Annotated in this window: 14 protein-coding genes and 1 pseudogene; 9 read left to right on the top strand and 6 right to left on the bottom strand. The window is 58.9% G+C overall.

Annotation, left to right across the window (positions count from 1 at the left end; translation table 11 throughout):
- Positions 1-4: 4 nt before the first annotated feature.
- Both ACA071_RS01345 and ACA071_RS01340 read left to right on the top strand, forming a co-directional pair.
- Positions 5-166, top strand: a pseudogene (locus tag ACA071_RS01345) (DUF1493 family protein); the annotation flags it as partial.
- Between the two features lie 44 nt (positions 167-210).
- Positions 211-1,065 (top strand): EamA family transporter, encoded by an 855-nt coding sequence (locus ACA071_RS01340; protein WP_497645250.1) that lies wholly within the window; start codon positions 211-213, stop codon positions 1,063-1,065.
- Between the two features lie 99 nt (positions 1,066-1,164).
- Here ACA071_RS01340 and ltrA read toward each other — a convergent pair whose 3' ends face one another.
- From ltrA to hslO, 3 genes are all read right to left on the bottom strand, one after another.
- Positions 1,165-2,481 carry a group II intron reverse transcriptase/maturase gene (gene ltrA / locus ACA071_RS01335; protein WP_497642818.1) on the bottom strand — a complete coding sequence of 439 codons (1,317 nt, stop codon included), beginning with the start codon at positions 2,479-2,481 and terminating at the stop codon, positions 1,165-1,167.
- Positions 2,482-2,960: 479 nt separating this feature from the next.
- Entirely contained in the window at positions 2,961-4,502 is a 1,542-nt protein-coding gene (locus ACA071_RS01330; protein ID WP_497642817.1) for a phosphoenolpyruvate carboxykinase, read from the bottom strand.
- 182 nt (positions 4,503-4,684) lie between these two features.
- Positions 4,685-5,587: an Hsp33 family molecular chaperone HslO gene (gene hslO, locus ACA071_RS01325; RefSeq protein ID WP_497642816.1), complete on the bottom strand. Its 903-nt coding sequence runs from the start codon at positions 5,585-5,587 to the stop codon at positions 4,685-4,687.
- A gap of 103 nt (positions 5,588-5,690) precedes the next feature.
- Here hslO and ACA071_RS01320 point away from each other — a divergent pair, with 103 nt between their 5' ends.
- Entirely contained in the window at positions 5,691-6,494 is an 804-nt protein-coding gene (locus ACA071_RS01320) for a phosphatase PAP2 family protein (protein ID WP_497642815.1), read from the top strand.
- Positions 6,495-6,611: 117 nt separating this feature from the next.
- On the opposite strand, the gene ACA071_RS01315 is transcribed toward ACA071_RS01320, so the two are convergent.
- Complete coding sequence (locus ACA071_RS01315) at positions 6,612-7,019, bottom strand: RNA-binding S4 domain-containing protein (protein ID WP_497642814.1); 408 nt, start codon at positions 7,017-7,019, stop codon at positions 6,612-6,614.
- 116 nt (positions 7,020-7,135) lie between these two features.
- On the opposite strand from ACA071_RS01315, the gene rimA reads away from it, so the two are divergent.
- Genes rimA through rimK form a run of 3 tightly spaced genes read left to right on the top strand, consistent with a single transcriptional unit; the run spans position 7,136 to position 9,314 of the window.
- Positions 7,136-7,915: a S6 modification regulatory phosphodiesterase RimA gene (gene rimA / locus ACA071_RS01310; RefSeq protein ID WP_497642813.1), complete on the top strand. Its 780-nt coding sequence runs from the start codon at positions 7,136-7,138 to the stop codon at positions 7,913-7,915.
- A gap of 17 nt (positions 7,916-7,932) precedes the next feature.
- Positions 7,933-8,412: a retropepsin-like aspartic endopeptidase RimB gene (gene rimB / locus ACA071_RS01305; protein ID WP_446739715.1), complete on the top strand. Its 480-nt coding sequence runs from the start codon at positions 7,933-7,935 to the stop codon at positions 8,410-8,412.
- Positions 8,409-9,314 (top strand): 30S ribosomal protein S6--L-glutamate ligase, encoded by a 906-nt coding sequence (gene rimK / locus ACA071_RS01300; RefSeq protein WP_007949201.1) that lies wholly within the window; start codon positions 8,409-8,411, stop codon positions 9,312-9,314. Before rimB ends, rimK begins: the two co-directional genes overlap by 4 nt.
- Before the next feature lie 120 nt (positions 9,315-9,434).
- Here rimK and ACA071_RS01295 read toward each other — a convergent pair whose 3' ends face one another.
- Positions 9,435-10,748: an ATP-binding protein gene (locus ACA071_RS01295; RefSeq protein ID WP_497642812.1), complete on the bottom strand. Its 1,314-nt coding sequence runs from the start codon at positions 10,746-10,748 to the stop codon at positions 9,435-9,437.
- A 103-nt stretch (positions 10,749-10,851) separates the two neighbouring features.
- Positions 10,852-11,592 carry an osmolarity response regulator transcription factor OmpR gene (ompR, locus tag ACA071_RS01290; RefSeq protein WP_497642811.1) on the bottom strand — a complete coding sequence of 247 codons (741 nt, stop codon included), beginning with the start codon at positions 11,590-11,592 and terminating at the stop codon, positions 10,852-10,854.
- A gap of 361 nt (positions 11,593-11,953) precedes the next feature.
- Between ompR and ACA071_RS01285 the strand changes: the two genes are divergently transcribed.
- The 3 genes from ACA071_RS01285 to gshA all read left to right on the top strand — a co-directional run bounded on the left by ACA071_RS01285 (position 11,954) and on the right by gshA (position 16,459).
- Complete coding sequence (locus tag ACA071_RS01285; RefSeq protein WP_497642810.1) at positions 11,954-14,278, top strand: Tex family protein; 2,325 nt, start codon at positions 11,954-11,956, stop codon at positions 14,276-14,278.
- Positions 14,278-14,661 (top strand): PaaI family thioesterase, encoded by a 384-nt coding sequence (locus tag ACA071_RS01280; protein ID WP_497642809.1) that lies wholly within the window; start codon positions 14,278-14,280, stop codon positions 14,659-14,661. The genes ACA071_RS01285 and ACA071_RS01280 overlap by 1 nt, the downstream gene beginning before the upstream one ends.
- Before the next feature lie 214 nt (positions 14,662-14,875).
- Positions 14,876-16,459, top strand: coding sequence for a glutamate--cysteine ligase (gene gshA / locus ACA071_RS01275; protein ID WP_497642808.1), 1,584 nt, complete (start codon positions 14,876-14,878; stop codon positions 16,457-16,459).
- Positions 16,460-17,467: the final 1,008 nt, after the last annotated feature.

The following is a 17,467-nucleotide window of genomic DNA, read 5'->3' as shown; positions in this document are numbered from 1 at the left end:
TATCATCGAACAAGATACCTATCGCTACCTCCAACCCGAAGGCTACGATGTGTTCCTCAAACGCAGAGCCAAAGGGCGTGGCGATAAAGTCCCGCTGACCATCGGCATGCTTTGCCAAGCCATCAAGGCTCAACGCTGGGACACTCAGGAGCTTGAAGGCTTCTAAACGTGCGCAGCGAACACCTATAAGGACATAGCGTGGACGTACTGATGGGTTTACTCGCCGCCCTACTCTGGGGCGGTACGGATTTTCTGGTGGGCTTGAATGCCCGCGCCGTCGGCGTCAAACGCGCCGTGTATTTCGGGCAGGCGCTGGGCTTCACGATCATGAGCCTGCTGCTGATCGCCGTTCCCAGCTTCATCTTCAAATCCATGGCTGCACCACTCACTGTCTGGTTGATTGGCATCGGCGCCGCCATCCTGACCGTGTCCGGCGCCCTGGCCTTGTCCAAAGCGTTCGCCCTTGGCAAAGCCTCTATTGTTGCGCCGCTGGTGACGTCCTACGGCGTGGTGACGACGTTGCTGTCCTGGGCCGGAGGCGAACAAATCAACCTGATCCAGATGCTGTGCATCGCCTTGTGCGTGCTCGGCGTCATCCTCTCCAGCATTCATTCTGACTCGAAAGTGCCGCACACCACTCAGGCCAGCAGTTCGATTGCCTATGCGTTGTTGGCCGCCGTGTTCTATGGCACCAGTTTTTGGTTGCAAGGCCACTTCGTCCTTCCTGTCCTTGGGCCGGTGACGATGTTATGGCTCGCCTATCTGGTTGGGTTGATCGTATTGGTTGTCATGGTTTTGAAGATCAAGGACGGCTTGAAAATCCCGCCCCTGAAAAACTGCATGACGCTGACGGGCGCGAGCCTGATGAATCTGGGTGGTTTTTCGTCATTCGCTTGGGGTGCGGTGGCCGGATCCGTATCGGTAGTGACCGTGATCAGCACATTGTCGGGCGGGATTGCGGCGATTTTGGGTTATGTGTTTTTCAAGGAGCGATTGGCCAAGGTACAAGTGTTGGGCGTCGTTTTGGTCTTGGTCGGCGCATTCGTTCTGCACCTGAAAACCTGAAACGAGCGTCCATCGGCATAGGTGGCGGCCTTCTCAGGCCGCTCCCCTGCCACACCACCCGGCATGCGGGTCCGCACCGGGCGGTTCGAGAGATTGAGGTTATGAGAGACGTACCAATCCCAGCCTGTCGAACCATGCAATATTCAGCACACGGTTTAACTCAAAACGGCTATTACGCCACCAGCGATGAGAGTTGCTGGCCACCCTGACTGCCACCTGTTGACTCGCTCCCAGCGTTCGAAGCTCGCGATATATCTTAGGGCCCCGTTTCCACTGCCTGAGTTGGATTGCTCTTAATCGATGTCGTATCCACTCATCCAGCTTGTGCCAGACCGCAGGTGTTTGCGACAACGTGAAGTAAGCTTTCCAACCCAGAAGATAGGGCCGAAGATTATCTGCGATCTGTTGCAAGCTGCGACCGCACGATCGTCGAGTGAGCCAGCGGATACGCTGCTTGAACTGCTTTTGCGCCTTGTAAGAGACTGCGCGCCTGACTTCGCCTCGGACCGTCCATAACTCATAGCCCAAGAACTTACGACCAAGCGCACTCGTCCCTGCACTCTTGCTCTCGTTGACGCTCAAGTGCAGCTTTTCGTACAACCGCCTCAGCAGGGCCATCACTCGCTGCCCGGCCTTCTGGCTACGAACATACACATTCGCATCGTCGGCATAGCGCACGAAACAATGACCTCGACGCTCAAGCTCTCGATCCACTTCATCCAGCAGCACGTTCGCCAGTAACGGCGACAGCGGGCCGCCTTGCGGCGCCCCGCAGCGGCTTTTCTCGATCACTCCATTGATCAGCGTCCCCGCGTCCAGATAAGTCCGAATCAGTCGGATAACCGCCCGATCCGTGATCCGTTTGCGTAAACGATCAATCAAAATGTCGTGATCAACCCGGTCGAAGAACTTTTCCAGGTCTACATCCACGACCACTTTTCGGCCTGAGGATACGTAACGCTGAGCCGCCAAAACGGCGTCCTGCCCACGACGCCCCGGACGAAAGCCGTAGCTGTGTTCACTGAAAGTTGGATCAAGTAATGGCTGCAAGACTTGCAGCAACGCTTGTTGAATCAGCCGATCGGTAACCGTCGGGATACCCAACTCGCGTTCACCGCCGTCAGGTTTGGGAATGACTACGCGCTTTACCGGGCTGGGCCGGTAGGCGCCTGAAAGAAGCTGCTCACAAATCCTCGGCCATTGGCTCAACAAATATTCGGCGGTCTGTTCAATATCCAGACCATCGATACCTGCTGCCCCTTTGTTGGCTTTGACCCGCTTCCACGCCCGTTTCAAGTTCTCTTTCGCAAAGGCCCGCTTCAGCAGCCCTTGCCCTGCGTTGTCGGTTTCATTTTGCGGGCGATTGACCTCGTCGCTGACGGAGCTTCTCACGGCTTCACCGTTCGCAGTCTCCATCCGCCCCGCGTTTGGCAGGCATCTGACTTCCGGTTTCTCGCATCAACATGGCCTATAACGCTTTCTCTCGTTTGGCCCTTCGTCAAAAAAAAGATGACTACTACGACCTCTGCTGACTTCTCGCTCCGATTCGCACCGTCGCCCTTTCAGGCGCAAGGCGAGATCTCCCCAGGTAAGGACGCAATCCTTCACCACACAACCGCCGGATTTACGCAGCCTGATCCTTGACCACAAGAGCTTCGCGGTTTTATGCCCGCTCGCCCTGATCGGCTTCGCCTTGTATCCGATTCTTGTCCATCGGCTCATGGCTTCGATTCACGCTTCCTCCCCACACTCGGTCGCCCTCATGCAGTTGCGCTTCACTTCGTTCGCTGTGGTCAGCTTACGGCGGGACTTTCACCCACAAGATTGCGCCCATGCTGGGCGCACACAAAAAAGCCGCCCCTAAGGGCGGCTATTTCATTACGTCAGACCAAACCTTACAACTTAGGCCCAGCAGCCTTAATCGCATCGCTCACTTCAAACTTTTTGAAGTTCTCAACAAACAACCCGGCCAACGCCTTAGCCGCTTCATCGTAAGCAGCCTTGTCAGCCCAGGTGTTACGCGGGTTCAACAGGCCCGTCTCAACACCAGGAACAGTCAACGGCACGTCCAGGTTGATGGTGTCCAGGTGCTCAGTCTCAACACCAATCAAAGCACCGCTCTGGATCGCTGCAATCACGCCACGAGTGGTCGGGATGTTGAAGCGTTTGCCGACGCCGTAGCCGCCGCCGGTCCAGCCGGTGTTTACCAGGTAGACCTTGGAGCCAAAGCCGCGGATGCGTTTGATCAGCAGTTCTGCGTATTCGCCGGCCGGACGCGGGAAGAACGGTGCGCCGAAGCAGGTGGAGAAGGTGGATTTGATGCCGCTGCCGGAGCCCATTTCGGTCGAGCCCACCAGTGCGGTGTAGCCGGACAGGAAGTGGTAAGCCGCTTGTTCTTCGCTGAGGATGGACACTGGCGGCAGGACGCCGGTCAGGTCGCAGGTCAGGAAGATCACAGCGTTTGGCTCGCCACCGAGGTTGTGCTCGGAACGCTTGGCAACGTGTTCCAGCGGGTAGGCGGCGCGGCTGTTCTGGGTCAGGCTGACATCGGCGTAGTCAGCGTGCTTGGCGTCGTCGATGACGACGTTTTCCAGCACAGCGCCGTGTTTGATGGCTTTCCAGATGACCGGCTCGTTCTTCTCGGACAGGTCGATGCACTTGGCGTAGCAGCCGCCTTCGATGTTGAAGACAACGCCTTCGCCCCAGCCGTGTTCGTCGTCACCGATCAGGTAACGGCTTTCGTCGGCGGACAAGGTGGTTTTACCGGTGCCGGACAGACCGAAGAACAGGGTCACGTCGCCTGCTTCGCCGATGTTGGCGGCGCAGTGCATTGGCAGCACGTCAGCGGCCGGCAGCAGGAAGTTTTGCACGGAGAACATGGCTTTCTTCATTTCACCGGCGTAACGCATGCCGGCGATCAGCACTTTCTTCTGTGCGAAGTTGAGGATCACGCAACCGTCGGAGTTGGTGCCGTCACGCTCAGGCACGCATTCGAAGTTGGCCACGTTGAGCACTTGCCACTCGTCACGACCGGCCGGGTTGTACTGCGCCGGGTTGATGAACAGGCAACGACCGAACAGATTCTGCCAGGCAGTCTGGGTGGTCATCTTCACAGCCAGGTAGTGGTCTTCAGACGCACCTACATGCACGTGGGAAACGAAATGCTCTTGCGCGTTGTTGAACGCCTCGACGCGAGCCCACAGGGCATCGAACTTGTCGGCCGGGAACTTGCGGTTGATCGGGCCCCAGGCAATGGCTGCCTGAGTGGAAGGCTCTTCTACGATGAACCGATCGACTGGCGAACGGCCGGTGCGGTGACCGGTGCGAACAACCAGCGCGCCGGTATCGGCAAGCTCGCCTTCACCGCGATTCAAGGCTTCTTTTACCAGATCATCAACACTCAGATCGGTGTACACGGCGTTATTGGCTTGCGTCATGAGATTCCCCGTCGGCCAGTGGCCGAGTGTGCTCCAAACGTTTTGTAGTAGAAAGTCGTGCACTACTACCGCGACAAAAAGTGGGCCGGATTATGCCAGAAACGCCCAAAAATAGTAGGGCCCTCCCGTCGTAACGGCGTTATTCCGGCGCTAACCAGTGAATTTACCTGCGCTGAACCGTTTTAGTGCCGGGTATCTGACGGCGTATCGACACCCGCGCCAGCGAACAATTGAGTGATATCCGCGGCATCGAACAGGTAGCGCTGGTTACAAAACTGGCAATCAATCTCGATGTGGCCGCCGTGTTCAATCACCAGCGACTGGGCATCTTCCAGACCCAAGCTGACCAGCGCATTGGCAGAACGTTCGCGAGAGCAACTGCAACGGAAGCGCAGTTTCTGCACATCGAACAGCCGAACCTGCTCTTCGTGGTAGAGGCGATGGAGCACGGTTTCGTTGTCCAGGCTCAGCAATTCGTCGGCGGTCAGGGTGCTGCCCAGCGCGGTGATGTGCTGCCAACTGGCGGCGCGCTCTTCTTCGTCTTTCAGACGGTCGGCAGGCAATTGCTGAAGTAACAGGCCACGGGCGCGACGGCCATCGGCGTACAGCCAGAAGCGCGTGCCGACTTGCTGGGACATGACGAAGTAGTTGGTGAAGCACTCGGACAGGGTTTCGCCGTCGAGGTCGACGATGCCCTGGTAACGCTGGCCTTGGGTCGGGTCGACTGTCAGCGCCAACACGCCGTTGGGCATGAGGTCGGCGAGGGTCGCGTCAGGGGCAATCTGGTCGGCTTCGTAGCGAGCCAGGCCACGGATTTCGCGCTCGCTGGAGCACTCGATCATCAGCAGCGGAATCGGGCCATCGGAACGAGCCTGCAGAATCAGCAGTCCATCGAACTTAAGCGTGCCCACCAGCAACGCGGCGGCGGCCATCAGTTCGCCCAGCAATTGCGCGACTGGCTCTGGGTAGGGGTGTTTGGCCAGCACTTCGGCATAGCTGCGTTCCAATGACACCAGCTCGCCGCGGGTGTCGCTGTCATCGAAGATGAAGCGTTGGGTGAAGTCGGAATCCGGTAGATCGGTCATAGGTCTGGGTATCTGAAGTGATGACAATTTAGTTACAAGCAGTGAAAATCACGCCTTTGCGGCACCGTTTTGGTGCGCGATGTTCAGCCATTGGAGGCATTTTATGAACAATCCGGGTTTGTTCCAAGCAAGGTGGAACCTCCGCCGGCTGGTTTTGTGCAATGTTGTGCCTCTGGCGCTGCTGGCATTCTGGTTATGGCCCACGGGTCAGATGTTGTGCGTGATTTTCGACGAGTGGCTGTTTCACCTGCTCAATGCTCCGCTGGCCAGCAACCCGATATGGCTCCACATCTGGGCAATTGCAAGTCTGCGGCCATTTGACGCGGTGGTCGGAGTGATTTTGCTGACGCTGCTGATCAAAGGTGACTGGGTGTTTGACGCCATTGATGTGCGCCGGGCGTTTTTCGGTTTCCTGGCGATTCTGCTGTTGCTGCTGTTTATCCGCATGCTGTTCTCGAAGCTTGCCGATCACATGGATTGGCAGCACAGCAGTCCGTCGATGATGATCAACGGCGCCATTCAGATGAGCGATTACTTCCCCGGACTCGAGAAGACGTGGGAATTGAAGGACCGCTCAAGCCAAAGCTTCCCCGGCGACCATGCTTCGGTGTTGCTGATCTGGGCGCTGTTCATGACGGTGTTCAGCCGCGGAAACGGGCAGACGCTGACGATCTGGGGACTGGCGCTGCTGTTCATGATGCCGCGACTGGTGGCGGGCGCCCATTGGGGCCAGGACGATTACATCGGTGGCGTGCTGCTGGCGGTGTGGGCGTTGGGCTGGGGTTACTACACGCCGTTTGCGTATTACGTTTCGGAGTTTTTCCTGAAAGTGACGGCGCCGGTGTTTGGGCTGCTGGGGAAATTGCCGGTGGTTTCGCGGATGAGTGTGGTGCGAACTGCAAGCTGAAGCCTGATCGTTCCCACGCTCTGCGTGGGAATGCCTCAATGGACGCTCCGCGTCCGCTTTGGGACGCGGAGCGTCCCGGGCTGCATTCCCACGCAGAGCGTGGGAACGATCCTTGGATCACTCGTCGTTACTGCTCCCGCGAAACTTGAACAAATCCCGCCGCTGTTTCTTGCTCGGCTTGCCATCGGTGCTCATGCCCAACGAGCCAGCCTTGCGCATCGCCGCGGCCGCTTCACGCTTGGCGACGCTCGCTTCGGTCTCCGCATACAACGTTTGAGCCTCCGGCGCCCCACGGCGCACGATCGACAGCGCCTGAACCACAACCGTCTTCTCCTCAAACCCGATGCGAATCTGAAACTCGTCACCAATTCGCGGTTCCTTGCCCGGTTTGCAGCGTTCGCCCCGGCAATGCACCTTGCCACTCTCGATGGCCGACTTGGCCAAAGCCCGTGTTTTGTAGAAACGCGCGGCCCACAACCATTTATCGAGACGGACCTTGTCGTCCTCTTCCTGTTTTTGTGCCATATGAATTCCTCTTTCTGCCAATAGTCGGAACTGTACTACTGATTCTGTCGGGCGCAAGAACCTGGCCCGCCAGCTAGAATCTGGTCTCAGCCGGCTCATCGGCATGGAGTGATCGAGTGACTATATTTCCGACTTCATTGACCTCGCCCAAGACCGGGTGCCAGGGCTGCCAGCAAAGCGAGGCGCTGGGCTTTGATTTTGCCTTCGCCTACCAACCCATCGTCGACTTGCGCGACCAGTCGATTTTCGCCCACGAAGCCTTGGTCCGGGGCTTGGCGGGTGAAGGCGCGTTGTCCGTGCTGGATCAGGTTACAGAAGAAAACCGCTACCGCTTCGACCAGCTCTGCCGGACCCGCGCCATAGAAGGCGCGGCCAATCTTAATATGCAGACACACTTGTCGATCAACTTCATGCCCAACGCCGTGTACCGTCCAGAGCTATGTATTCGCAGCACTCTTGAGGCTGCGAAAAAACACAATTTCCCCATCGATCGACTGATTTTCGAGACCCTGGAAAGCCAGCACGTAGATAACTATCGCCATTTGACCAATATTCTGCGTGAATACCGCGAATTCGGCTTCAAGACCGCCATCGACGATTTCGGTGCCGGTTATTCGGGGCTCAATCTGCTGGCTGATTTCCAACCGGACCTGATCAAACTCGACATGGCGCTGATCCGCGATGTCGATCGCGACCGTGTTCGTCAGGCTATCGTTCGGGGGGTTGTCACAATGTGTGCGGAGTTGAACGTTACAGTCATTGCCGAAGGCATTGAGAGCGCCGGTGAACGGGATTTCCTGGCGGACTGTGGAATATTTCTGATGCAGGGTTACTGGTTCGCCAAACCTGCATTCAAAGCGCTGCCTCCGGTATCACCTGAGGCCTGGGCGCGTTAATCGCTGGTTTTTTCCTATTGAAGACATTTGACCATTTGACCGTTGTCGGTCTGCGCGAGTGGGTGGCGCTCCCGGATTTGGGAGTCGCGGGCCTTCGGGCAAAAATCGACACCGGCGCCAGCACCTCCAGCCTGCACGCCACCGACATCGAGCCGTTCGAACGGGACGGGCAAGAGTGGGTGCGCTTCACGGCGCACCTGGGCACGGTGGTGCAATTGCGCCACCGGCGCTGCGAGGCGCCGCTGGTGACGATGAAAACCATCAAGAGCTCCAACGGCCACGCGCAAATGCGCTACGTGGTCAGCACCACCCTGGCCCTCGGTGATCGGGTCTGGCGGGTCGAGTTCACCCTCGCCTGCCGCAAGTCCATGCGTTATCGCCTGTTACTCGGTTCCAAAGCCCTGATCGACGGCCAGTTGGTGGTCAATCCGGGGATCAAATACGTACAAGACAAGCCGGTGTTCCCGGTATCTACCTCTTCCACAGGTGTTGCATGAAGATCGCTGTGCTGTCGCGGAACCCGCGTCTGTATTCCACCCGTCGTCTGGTCGAAGCCGGCACCGAGCGCGGCCATGAAATGGTGGTGATCGACACCTTGCGCGCCTACATGAACATTGCCAGCCACAAACCGCAGATCCATTACCGCGGCAAGCCGCTGGAAGGTTTCGATGCGGTGATCCCGCGGATCGGTGCGTCGGTGACGTTTTATGGCTGCGCGGTGTTGCGCCAGTTTGAAATGATGGGGGTGTTCCCGCTCAACGAATCGGTGGCCATCGCTCGTTCGCGAGACAAACTGCGTTCGTTGCAACTGCTGTCGCGCCGGGGGATCGGTTTGCCGGTCACCGGGTTTGCGCACTCACCGGACGACATTCCCGACCTGATCGACATGGTCAACGGCGCACCGCTGGTAATCAAAGTGCTGGAAGGCACCCAGGGCATCGGCGTGGTGCTGTGTGAAACGGCGACGGCGGCGGAGTCAGTGATCGAGGCGTTCATGGGCCTGAAGCAGAACATCATGGTTCAGGAATACATCAAGGAAGCCGGCGGTGCGGATATTCGCTGCTTCGTGGTCGGCGACAAGGTGATCGCGGCGATGAAGCGTCAGGCCAAGCCGGGGGAATTCCGCTCCAATCTTCATCGTGGCGGCAGCGCCAGTTTGATCAAGATCACGCCGGAAGAACGCATGACCGCGTTGCGAGCGGCGAAGGTGATGGGTCTGGCGGTGGCGGGCGTGGATATCCTGCGCTCCAATCACGGGCCGCTGGTGATGGAAGTGAACTCGTCACCGGGGCTGGAAGGGATTGAAACCACCACAGGGAAGAATGTGGCGGGGATCATCATTGAGCATCTTGAGAAGAATGGTGGGCCGAATATGACCCGCACCAAAGGCAAGGGCTAACACACTGATCGTTCCCACGCTCCGCGTGGGAATGCCTCTACGGACGCTCTGCGTTCGGCTTTGAATGGGACGCGGAGCGTCCCGGGCTGCATTCCCACGCGGAGCGTGGGAACGATCGGGTTAGACCGCATCCCTCGGCAGCATAAGCCCCAGCGGCAACCGTACCCGAGCTTCCAGCCCGCCACCGGACCGGTTACGCAACTCAACATTCCCGCCATGCATCGAAGCAATCCGCTTCACGATCGCCAAACCCAACCCGGTGCCCTTGCCGCCCCGAGCCCGATCACCACGGGTAAACGGATTGAAGATTGCCTCCAGTTCCGACGGATCAATCCCCGCCCCACGGTCCATGACGCTCAGCACCACATACGGCGCATTGACGTCGCCGGACACATAAGCCGCGACTTCAACACCGCTGCCGGCATGGTTCAAGGCATTGCCTATCAGGTTGTTCAGCAAGCGCTTCATCGAGACTCGACGTAGCGGAAACGGCTGGATCGGCTCCAGGCGCAACTGGACTTTCTGTTCGTTCTGGTTGTAGGGCGCTGCCACTTCCCGCACCAGATCCGTCAGGTCCACCTCTTCCACCGACTCGTCACGACCGTCGCGAATGAACGCCAGGAACTGGTCGAGAATCGCGTCCATGTCCTCGATGTCGCGCACCATGTCGTCCGTCAGGTCGTTGTGGTCGCCCATCAACTCAAGAGACAGGCGCAACCGGGTCAGCGGTGTTCGCAGGTCGTGGGACACCCCAGCCAGCATCAATTCACGCTCGCGACCGGCCTGTTCTACGTCTTCGGCCATCTGGTTGAAGGCCCGGTAAACCTCGGCCATCTCACTCGGCGTGTCGCTGATCGGCAGGCGCACGCTGCGGCCCTGGCCGAGTTGCCTCGCGGCATAGACCAAACGCTTCAAGGGTTGATTGAGCTGGCTGACGAAGATCCACGCCGAGGCGGTGGACAGTAAACCGATGGCGAGGAACCAGCCGAGCACGTTCCAGATTTTCTGGCCACGCAGCGGATGGGGGTACAGCGGCACTTTCAACCAGCCATCGCCCAGGCTCGGCGCCCGGACCCACAGCGCCGGCGGGGAATGCATGCGTAACCGGACTTCGGTGTCGGCACCCAACTCCGCCTGCATCTGCCGTTGGTAGATCTCGCTGTACGGCCAGTGCTGTTCGCCTTCCGGCACACCGGCGCCCACTACTCGGATCAGGGTCGCGGCATCGGCAATTTTCGTGCGGTTTTCTTCATCGGCGGCCCAATAGGCGCGCAGCGTCAGGGCGACGCCGTGGCTGTATTGGCGGTCCACCAGCACGTCTTCGTTCATCAACAGATAAACCAGGGTCAGTGCCTTGGAGAACAGGACGACGATCAGCACCAGCCACAGGGTGCGGGAGAAGAAACTCTGGGGGAACCAAACGGGGGTTTTCATGGATAACCGCTACACACTTGCAGGAGCGAGCGATGCTCGCATATTGCGGATCGCGAGTCTGCGGACAATCTCGTCCGCAAGACCCGCTCCTACAAATCGCCGATCACTTGGTGGCGGCGCCGTCCGGAACAAACACGTAGCCCACGCCCCAGACTGTCTGGATGTAGCGCGGTTTGGACGGATCGGGCTCGATCATCCGGCGCAGACGGGAGATCTGCACGTCGATAGAACGCTCCAGGGCATCCCATTCGCGACCACGGGCCAGGTTCATCAGCTTGTCGCGGGTCAGCGGCTGACGGGCGTTCATGACCAAGGCCTTGAGTACCGCGAACTCACCGGTGGTGAGCATGTGCACTTCGTCACCGCGCTTGAGTTCACGGGTGGCCAGGGACAGTTCGTAGTCACCGAAGGTCACGCTTTCATCTTCGCTGCCCGGCGCACCCGGCACCGGCGCTGCCTGACGACGCAGGACCGCTTTGACCCGGGCCATCAGTTCGTCCGGGTTGAACGGCTTGGCCAGGTAATCGTCGGCGCCCAGTTCCAGGCCCTTGATACGGCTCAGCTCATCACCTTTGGCGGTGAGCATGATGATCGGGATCTGATTGTCCGCGCCACGCAGTCGGCGGCAGGCGGTCAAACCGTCTTCACCGGGCAGCATCAGGTCGAGGACGACCAGGTTGAACACTTCACGCGCCAGCAGGCGATCCATTTGTTCGGTGTTCGGGACGGCGCGGGCACGGTAGCCCTTGCTGACGAAAAAGCGTTCCAGCAGGCTGCTCAGCCCTGGATCGTCATCAACAATAAGAATTTTTTCGCCTTCAGCATTGTTTGCAGTGCTGCTCATTAGATGCTCCTTTTAGCTCGGCGCGCATTATGGCGTAGCTGCCGTTATACGCACCGTGTGCATTGTTAGCAGATTTTTCCTTGATCGCCAGAAAACCAGTCTTTCTGCCTACAGGGTGCAATGCCCCCGAATGACAGAACGCTGGTTATAATGCGCGGCGTTTTGTGTCAGGCAACGTCTGATCGTTACTGTAGTCGGCCGCTTTTTATTTTTATGGCCCGCGCAGTAATTGTTCGATTTCACGGGTCAACGGGATGCCTGTTGACCCAGGTAGCGGCGCAGGCCAGGCCGCTCAACCAGTCTCGCCGAGCCTTTATCCCTGCGCCTGCGAGCCTGCTTTCACAATTTGTCAGGTGGTTTTATGGACAGCATCAACAGCCGCATCGCCGAGGAACTCGGTGTACGCCCACAACAGGTCGAAGCGGCCGTCGCGCTACTCGATGAAGGCTCTACCGTTCCCTTCATCGCCCGCTACCGGAAAGAAGTGACCGGCAGCCTCGATGACATCCAGTTGCGGCACCTGGAAGAGCGTCTGCGCTACCTGCGAGAACTCGACGAACGGCGCATCAGCATCCTTGCCAGCATCGAAGAGCAAGGCAAACTGACCCCGCAACTGGAACGCGACATCAAACTCGCCGACACCAAGACCCGCCTCGAAGACTTGTACTTGCCGTACAAGCAGAAGCGCCGCACCAAGGGCCAGATCGCCCTGGAAGCCGGCCTCGGAGACTTGGCCGACGGCCTGTTCAACGACCCGAGCCTGACGCCGGACGCCGAAGCCGCGCGCTTCATCGACGCCGAAAAAGGCGTGGCCGATGTGAAGGCCGCCCTCGAAGGCGCCAAATACATCCTCATGGAGCGCTTCGCCGAAGACGCCGGCCTGCTGGACAAATTGCGCAGCTACCTCAAGCAGGAAGCGATCCTCAGTGCTCGCGTGATCGCCGGCAAGGAAGAGGAAGGCGCCAAGTTCCGCGACTATTTCGAACACGACGAACCGCTGAAAAGCATGCCATCGCACCGTGCGCTGGCGATTTTCCGTGGCCGCAACGAAGGCATTCTCAGCTCCGCGCTGAAAGTCGGCGAAGAGCTGCCGGGTACCATGCACCCGTGCGAAGGCATGATCGGCCAGCAATTCGGCATTCAGAACCAGAACCGCGCCGCCGACAAATGGCTGGGCGAAGTGGTGCGCTGGACCTGGAAGGTCAAGCTCTACACTCACCTGGAAACCGATCTGCTGGGCGAACTGCGCGACGGCGCAGAAACCGAAGCGATCAACGTGTTCGCGCACAACCTGCACGATTTGCTGCTGTCGGCCCCGGCCGGCCCGCGCGCCACACTGGGCCTCGACCCGGGCCTGCGCACCGGTTGCAAGGTGGCCGTAGTCGATTCCACCGGCAAACTGCTGGATCACGCCACGGTTTACCCGCACGTGCCGCATAACAAGTGGGACCAGACCCTCGCCGTGCTCGCCGCCCTGTGCGCCAAGCATGCGGTGGACCTGATCGCCATCGGCAACGGCACCGCCAGCCGCGAGACTGACAAACTGGCCGCTGAGCTGATCAAAAAATACCCAGCGATGAAGATGACTAAAGTCATGGTCTCCGAGGCTGGCGCATCGGTTTACTCGGCGTCGGAACTGGCTTCCAAGGAATTCCCGGACCTCGACGTGTCGATCCGTGGCGCGGTGTCCATCGCTCGTCGCCTGCAAGATCCATTGGCCGAACTGGTGAAGATCGATCCGAAATCCATCGGCGTCGGTCAGTACCAGCACGACGTGTCGCAGCTGAAACTGGCGCGCGGCCTGGACGCAGTGGTCGAGGACTGCGTAAACGCCGTGGGCGTGGACGTGAACACTGCTTCGGTGGCGCTGCTGGCCCGCATCTCTGGTCTCAACGCGACTTTGGCGCAGAACATCGTCAGCCACCGCGACGAGCACGGCGCGTTCAAAACCCGCGCGGCGTTGAAGAAAGTCGCGCGTCTGGGCGAAAAAACCTTCGAACAGGCTGCCGGTTTCCTACGCGTTATGAACGGTGACAACCCGCTGGATTCGTCGGCCGTTCACCCGGAAGCCTATCCGCTGGTGCAGCGCATTGCCGCTGAAACCGAGCGTGATATCCGTTCGTTGATCGGCGATGCGAGCTTCCTCAAGCGCCTCGATCCGAAAAAGTACACCGACGAAACTTTCGGTCTGCCGACGGTGACCGACATCCTGCAAGAACTGGAAAAACCGGGTCGCGACCCGCGTCCCGAGTTCAAGACTGCCGAGTTCCAGGAAGGCGTCGAAGACCTCAAGGACTTGCAACTGGGGATGATCCTCGAAGGTGTGGTGACCAACGTGACCAACTTTGGCGCGTTCGTCGACATCGGCGTGCATCAGGACGGTTTGGTGCACATCTCTGCGCTTTCGGAGAAGTTCATCAAAGATCCGCGTGAAGCGGTGAAGGCCGGTGACGTGGTGAAAGTGAAGGTCATGGAAATCGACATCCCGCGTAAACGCGTTGGCTTGTCGATGCGCATGAGCGACACCCCGGGCGAGAAAATCGACGGTGCTCGTGGCGCACGCCCCGGCTCGTCTTCGCGCCCATCCCAGAACACTGCACCGCGCAAGGAAACCACGGCGCCAGCCCCGGCCAACAACGCCATGGCTTCGCTGTTTGCCAACGCCAAGCAGTTGAAGAAACGCTGATGGAGATCCCTGCCGGGCTGACCGAAAGCGCTTTTTTCAAGCTGCTGGGGTGTCGCTTGCACAGTCTGGAAGCCGGGGTGGCGCAAGTCGCCCTGGGGCTTGCGCCAGAGCTGCGCAATCGTGGCAACAAGCTGCACGGCGGGGCCTTGTTCAGTCTGGTGGACATTGCCATGGGGCTGGCCTGTTCCAGCACCCACGGCTTTGACCAGCAGAGCGCGACCATCGAATGCAAGATCAACTACATTCGCGCGGTTTCTGACGGTGAAGTGATGTGCACGGCGCGGGTCATCCACCCGGGCCGCCGCACATTGGTGGTCGAAGCCGACGTGATGCAAGGCGACAAACTGGTCGCAAAAGCGCAAGGCACGTTCGCTGTCCTATAGCTCCCCACCCTCGATTTGAGTTAATTTCGGCGCTACGACTGCGGCGTCGAATTTTTCCGCGTGCGCGATAGCCAGATTCAGGGAGTGAAGTTGGCATTTCAGTACGGGCCTTTATGGCTCAAGAACCAGGCGAAAACGCCAGTTTTAACTTCACCCTTGTAGACCGTCTTGCCCACCCCCATATTGGGGCGACTGACGCGTGAAGGAATCCAACTTGAGCGAACTTCTCAACCGCCGCCTGGCTCTGCTCGGCGAGCGCGCTAACCTCTCTCTGCTCGAACAGTGCCTTCACGGCATCGAACGTGAATGCCTGCGCGTGACCGACGAAGGTCGCCTGGCGCAAACGCCGCACCCGGAAGAATTGGGTTCCGCGCTGACCAACGAAAAAATCACCACCGATTATTCCGAATCGCTGCTGGAATTCATCACGCCCGCCCTGCCCGACCCGGCAGACACCCTGGCGAGCCTGGACAGCATTCACCGTTTTGCCTACAGCAAACTCGGCAACGAGTACCTGTGGAGTCCATCGATGCCGTGCCCGTTGCCGGCCGAGGAAGACATCCCGATTGCCTATTACGGCACGTCCAATATCGGTCAGCTCAAGTACGTCTACCGCAAAGGCCTGGCCCTGCGTTACGGCAAGACCATGCAGTGCATCGCCGGGATTCACTACAATTTTTCCCTGCCGGAAAAGCTCTGGCCGCTGCTCAAAGAGGCTGAAGGTTTTGTCGGCACCGACCGCGACTATCAGTCGTCGGCCTACATCGCGCTGATCCGCAACTTCCGTCGCTACAGCTGGCTGCTGATGTACCTGTTCGGCGCCTCGCCAGCGCTGGACGCCGGTTTCCTGCGCGGTCGTTCGCACCAGTTGGAACAACTGGACCCGGACACGTTGTATCTGCCGTACGCCACCAGCCTGCGCATGAGCGACCTGGGTTACCAGAGCAACGCCCAGGCCGGCCTGACGCCGTGCTACAACGACCTGGCGAGCTACACCGACAGCCTGCGCAAAGCGGTTGCGACGCCTTATGCACCTTACGTTGAAGTCGGCACGCACAAGGACGGTGAGTGGGTTCAGCTCAACACCAACATCCTGCAGATCGAAAACGAGTATTACTCCAACATCCGCCCGAAACGCGTGACCTACACTGGCGAACGGCCGATCCAGGCGCTCGTCGCCCGCGGCATTCAGTACGTCGAAGTGCGTTGCCTGGACATCAACCCGTTCCTGCCGATGGGTATCGACTTGCAAGAGTCGCGGTTCCTCGACGCCTTCTTGCTTTACTGCGCACTGAACGATAGCCCGTTGCTGGCCAACAACACTTGCAACAATGCGACCTCGAACTTCCTCAGTGTGGTCAAGGAAGGTCGTCGTCCGGGCCTGCAATTGCAGCGCGACGGTCAACCGGTGGACATGAAGGAATGGGCCACCGAACTGCTGGAGAAGATTGCCCCGCTCGCCGCGTTGCTCGATCAAAGCCATGGCGGCGAAGCTCATAGCAAGGCGCTGGACGTGCAATTGGAGAAGATCAAGGACCCGTCCCGGACCCCGTCAGCCCAAGTGCTGGCGGCGATGGCCGAGCATAAGGAAAGCTTTGCCCAGTTCTCCCTGCGTCAGAGCCGTGCTCATGCCGAGTACTTCCGCAGCGAGCCGCTGAGCGTTGAGGATCAGGCGAAGTTTGAAGAGCTGGCGCGTTCGTCGCTGGCTCAGCAGGCGGAGCTGGAACAGAACGAAGTTGGCGATTTCGATGTGTTTGTCGGGTCGTATCAGGCGAGTATTCTGGCGATTAGCAACTAATCACCTACCCTCTGATCGTTCCCACGCTCTGCGTGGGAATGCCTCTAGGGACGCTCCGCGTCCAGTGACGCGGAGCTTCACGGGCTGCATTCCGACGCGGGAGCGTGGGAACGATCAGGTAACCGGCTTAGAATTTTCCGCTCATAAGCTCATTCGAAAAAGTTGATCGTTCCCACGCTCTGCGTGGGAACGCCTCTAGGGACGCTCCGCGTCCAGTGACGCGGAGCTTCACGGGCTGCATTCCGACGCGGGAGCGTGGGAACGATCAAGGTGACCTGCTTAGAATTTTCCGCTCATAAGCTCATTCGAAAAAGTTGATCGTTCCCACGCTCTGCGTGGGAATGCCTCTATGGACGCTCCGCGTCCAGGTGACGCGGAGCGTCACGGGCTGCATTCCCACGCGGGAGCGTGGGAACGATCAAGGTGACCTGCTTAGAATTTTCCGCTCATAAGCTCATTCGAAAAAGTTGATCGTTCCCACGCTCTGCGTGGGAATGCCTCTAGGGACGCTCCGCGTCCAGTGACGCGGAGCGTCACGGGCTGCATTCCCACGCGGGCGCGTGGGAACGATCAAGGTGACCTGCTTAGAATTTTCCGCTCATAAGCTCATTCGAAAAAGTTGATCGTTCCCACGCTCTGCGTGGGAATGCCTCTAGGGACGCTCCGCGTCCAGGTGACGCGGAGCGTCACGGGCTGCATTCCCACGCGGGAGCGTGGGAACGATCGGGTAATCGGCTTATAATTTTCCGCTCATAAGCTCATTCGAAAAAGTTGATCGTTCCCACGCTCTGCGTGGGAATGCCTCTAGGGACGCTCCGCGTCCAGGTGACGCGGAGCGTCACGGGCTGCATTCCCACGCGGGAGCGTGGGAACGATCGGGTAATCGGCTTATAATTTTCCGCTCATAAGCTCATTCGAAAAAGTTGATCGTTCCCACGCTCTGCGTGGGAACGATCAAGGTGACCTGCTTAGAATTTTCCGCTCATAAGCTCATTCGAAAAAGTTATT

The sequence above is a fragment of the Pseudomonas sp. LBUM1646 genome, from assembly GCF_059716165.1.
Note: the sequence above shows the minus strand (reverse complement) of the source record. Positions and strands in the feature narration are given on the sequence as shown.

Excerpts from the sequence above, each read along its gene's own strand:
- ACA071_RS01340 (WP_497645250.1), top strand. The coding sequence starts at position 211 with ATGGGTTTACTCGCCGCCCTACTCTGGGGCGGTACGGATTTTCTGGTG.
- ltrA (WP_497642818.1), bottom strand. The coding sequence starts at position 2,481 with ATGGAGACTGCGAACGGTGAAGCCGTGAGAAGCTCCGTCAGCGACGAG.
- ACA071_RS01330 (WP_497642817.1), bottom strand. The coding sequence starts at position 4,502 with ATGACGCAAGCCAATAACGCCGTGTACACCGATCTGAGTGTTGATGAT.
- hslO (WP_497642816.1), bottom strand. The coding sequence starts at position 5,587 with ATGACCGATCTACCGGATTCCGACTTCACCCAACGCTTCATCTTCGAT.
- ACA071_RS01320 (WP_497642815.1), top strand. The coding sequence starts at position 5,691 with ATGAACAATCCGGGTTTGTTCCAAGCAAGGTGGAACCTCCGCCGGCTG.
- ACA071_RS01315 (WP_497642814.1), bottom strand. The coding sequence starts at position 7,019 with ATGGCACAAAAACAGGAAGAGGACGACAAGGTCCGTCTCGATAAATGG.
- rimK (WP_007949201.1), top strand. The coding sequence starts at position 8,409 with ATGAAGATCGCTGTGCTGTCGCGGAACCCGCGTCTGTATTCCACCCGT.
- ACA071_RS01295 (WP_497642812.1), bottom strand. The coding sequence starts at position 10,748 with ATGAAAACCCCCGTTTGGTTCCCCCAGAGTTTCTTCTCCCGCACCCTG.
- ompR (WP_497642811.1), bottom strand. The coding sequence starts at position 11,592 with ATGAGCAGCACTGCAAACAATGCTGAAGGCGAAAAAATTCTTATTGTT.
- ACA071_RS01285 (WP_497642810.1), top strand. The coding sequence starts at position 11,954 with ATGGACAGCATCAACAGCCGCATCGCCGAGGAACTCGGTGTACGCCCA.
- ACA071_RS01280 (WP_497642809.1), top strand. The coding sequence starts at position 14,278 with ATGGAGATCCCTGCCGGGCTGACCGAAAGCGCTTTTTTCAAGCTGCTG.